The organism is Bacillus sp. AP50, assembly GCF_040492675.1.
Lineage (GTDB): Bacteria > Bacillota > Bacilli > Bacillales > Bacillaceae_G > Bacillus_A > Bacillus_A cereus.
The window spans coordinates 1-2,944 of sequence record NZ_JBEUTW010000502.1 but is presented as its reverse complement, the minus strand read 5'-3'; the positions used below and the strand labels follow the sequence as shown (position 1 = coordinate 2,944).

Genomic DNA, 2,944 nt, shown 5'->3' with positions numbered 1-2,944 from the left:
TCTTAAAAATCGCTGATATATGAAGTTGCGATCCTTATATTAAAAGACAACTTTTATAATTTCATTTACTAAATTGTTATTATAAAAAAGAGCACCTTAGCTTTTAAAATTTAGCTTATAAGGTGACTCCTTTTCAGTCAATTATGTTTTAACCTTCATTTGTTTCAATAATAATCCTGGTTTACCTTTTACATAATAAAAATGCGGATTATTTTCATCATCATAAAGCATAATATAAGGCTTTTCTTTTAGTGGGAGTAGTATAAGTACTTCGTCTATTGTAGTGTGTAACCATTGATTAGTAATAGAAACCGGCTTAGATAAAGGGATTTTTATCATATAGCCATCTTTTGGAACGACATTTAAGTTTTTAAATGGACCAGTAATTGATTTAGCGTATTGAACTGCTTCTTTTTGGATTACTGGATCTAAAGATTGTTTTTGAATGACCATTTCTTTTTGACAATCAAATACTTCAATTTGTTGATTTGTATTTGCGAACGCATTTGTTGATAATAGAAATAGAAGAAGAGAAATGACCCCGATTTTTTTTATCATAGTACAACACCTCACCATTACTATCCCCTCAAAAGCTTTAAATATTTTTCTGTCACATTCATGTAACAAAGATGTTGTATGATACAATTGGTTTTTGTTTAAAAGCAATGGAGGAAAAAATATGAAAGTTTTAATTGCAGATGACGAACAAGATATGTTAAGGATTTTAAAAGCTTATTTTGAAAAAGAAGGCTTTGAAGTATTATTAGCGAAAGACGGAGAGGAAGCACTTCAAATATTTTATGATGAAAAAATTGATTTAGCTATTTTGGATTGGATGATGCCGAAACATAGTGGTATTACTGTCTGTCAGGAAATAAAAAAGAATTCAAGCGTAAAAGTATTAATGCTTACGGCGAAAAGTGAAAGTGAAGATGAATTAGCAGCGCTTCAAAGTGGGGCAGATGAGTACGTAAAAAAACCATTTCATCCAGGAGTACTAATTACACGAGCGAAAAAACTTATTCAGCATGATGATATTATTCAAGTACAAGATGTAAAGATAAATTTCGCCAAAAATAAAGTATATAAAAATGATATAGAGTTAGAAATTACAAAAACAGAGCTCGAATTAATAAAATGCTTTTTAAATCATAAAGGAACTATTTTAACTCGTAAAAAATTGTTAGACATTGTATGGGGATTTGACTATTTTGGAGAAGAGAGAACGGTTGATACACATGTAAGAAGGCTGCGTAAAAAAATTGGAGAAAATATTATTAAGACGCATCGTGGGCTGGGTTATAGTTTGGAGGAACAAAGTGAATAAACTTGGGAAAAAGCTATTTCTCAGCATTTCTTTAACCGTTATTCTTATATTTACAATTTCTTTATTATTAATTAACTTTCTCCTGCCGAAATATAATATTTATAAAACACGTGAAAACTTAAATGAATTTACAACTCAAATACAAAATGCGCCAGTCAATGATTTAGAAGATGTTATTCATACAATTGAAAGTGAAAATAATGTTACAATTGCGTATACGCCAATTAATCAGTCAGAAGATGCTATGAACGACGCGTTACGCATGCAACTTACGAAAAAGAAAGTAACGTTAAATAAGCTTTGGATTACGAAAGACGAAGTTATGAAAGTGAAGACGGAAGGGCAATCGAATAAACTGTACGATCAAGGAAAGGTAAAAGCGAGTTTTTTTGCTAAATATATTGCGAAAGATGATACGATAATTTTAATTGGGACTTCCATTGCGAATTCAAATGAAATTATAAATACGTTAAATACATTTTACTTATATATCCTATGTTTCTCGCTCCTTCTTATTATTTTACTTGTGTGGATACTTTCAAAAATAATAACGACACCACTGAAAGAGTTAAGTGATGTGGCTCAGGATATTTCACATTTGCAGTTTAAAAGAACGAAAGTGAAAACGAATGATGAAATAGGAGAGTTGGCCAATAGTATTAATATCATGAGTGAAAAACTACATGAAGCACATCAAGACTTAACTTATCGTAATGAACATTTAAAACGATTTATGGGTGATGTAACGCATGAATTAAAGACACCGATCGCATTAGTAAAAGCATACTCTATGGGGATTAAAGATGGATTAGATGATGGGACTTATGTAGATACAATTATTAAACAAACAGATCAAATATCAAACTTAATTGAAGAATTATTACGATTTTCTAAACTAGAAAGAGATATTTTACAAAAAGAAGAATTCCCCATTGAACCACTGGTCCAGAGTATATTAGATAAGCATCAGATTGAACTGGATTCGAAAGAAATTAACTTGCAAGTAAATTGTAATGCGGGCGATACAATCGTTTATGCAGATTTAAATAAAATGAGAATGGTGTTTCAAAATTTAATTTCTAATGCGATAAAATATACAGCAAATCAAAACATAATAATTACATTAGAAGATAGAAATAAAAGTATATATTACCAAATAAAAAATGGCATTCCTACGGATAAAATTAAGGATATCGAGAAAATTTGGGAGCCTTTTTATGTACTAGAATCTTCTCGTAGTAAAGAAAAATCAGGTACAGGATTAGGTTTAGCGATAGTGAAAAGTATTTTAGAAAGGCATGGTTTTGAATATGGAGTTTCCTCTATAGATGGAGAAATTCAATTTTATATAAATGTGAAAAAGGACTAATGAAAATATTAGTCCTTTTTGCAGCTTTAGAGATTAGCGATACAGGATGAATCACCATAATTTTCAAAATTGATGTATTAAATGGAGAATTAGCAAATGTTCTACTTTCATTAAATTCACGTGAAGTTCACAGGAAAACGTTATATTTAAATAGTTATATTTGAATTTAATGAAGTGAGGTATTCAGATTTGAAAAGAAAGAAATTAGTAATTGGTAGCATTTTAATGGGTATGACGTTATCTTTATC

General features: G+C 29.8%; 3 protein-coding genes. 2 read left to right on the top strand and 1 reads right to left on the bottom strand.

What is annotated here, in order from left to right; all coding sequences use genetic code 11:
• Positions 1–141: 141 nt before the first annotated feature.
• Positions 142–558 (bottom strand): hypothetical protein, encoded by a 417-nt coding sequence (locus ABWK52_RS25525; RefSeq protein WP_000591772.1) that lies wholly within the window; start codon positions 556–558, stop codon positions 142–144.
• 121 nt (positions 559–679) lie between these two features.
• Between ABWK52_RS25525 and ABWK52_RS25520 the strand changes: the two genes are divergently transcribed.
• Both ABWK52_RS25520 and ABWK52_RS25515 read left to right on the top strand, forming a co-directional pair.
• The gene (locus tag ABWK52_RS25520; RefSeq protein WP_000865979.1) at positions 680–1,327 is read left to right on the top strand and encodes a response regulator transcription factor; all 648 of its coding nucleotides are present in this window, start codon (positions 680–682) and stop codon (positions 1,325–1,327) included.
• Positions 1,320–2,696: a sensor histidine kinase gene (locus tag ABWK52_RS25515; protein ID WP_098518154.1), complete on the top strand. Its 1,377-nt coding sequence runs from the start codon at positions 1,320–1,322 to the stop codon at positions 2,694–2,696. The genes ABWK52_RS25520 and ABWK52_RS25515 overlap by 8 nt, the downstream gene beginning before the upstream one ends.
• The last annotated feature ends 248 nt before the right edge of the window (positions 2,697–2,944 follow it).

Bases quoted from the DNA above. Each gene is read 5' to 3' on its own strand.
- ABWK52_RS25525 (WP_000591772.1), bottom strand. From the start codon at position 558: ATGATAAAAAAAATCGGGGTCATTTCTCTTCTTCTATTTCTATTATCA.
- ABWK52_RS25520 (WP_000865979.1), top strand. From the start codon at position 680: ATGAAAGTTTTAATTGCAGATGACGAACAAGATATGTTAAGGATTTTA.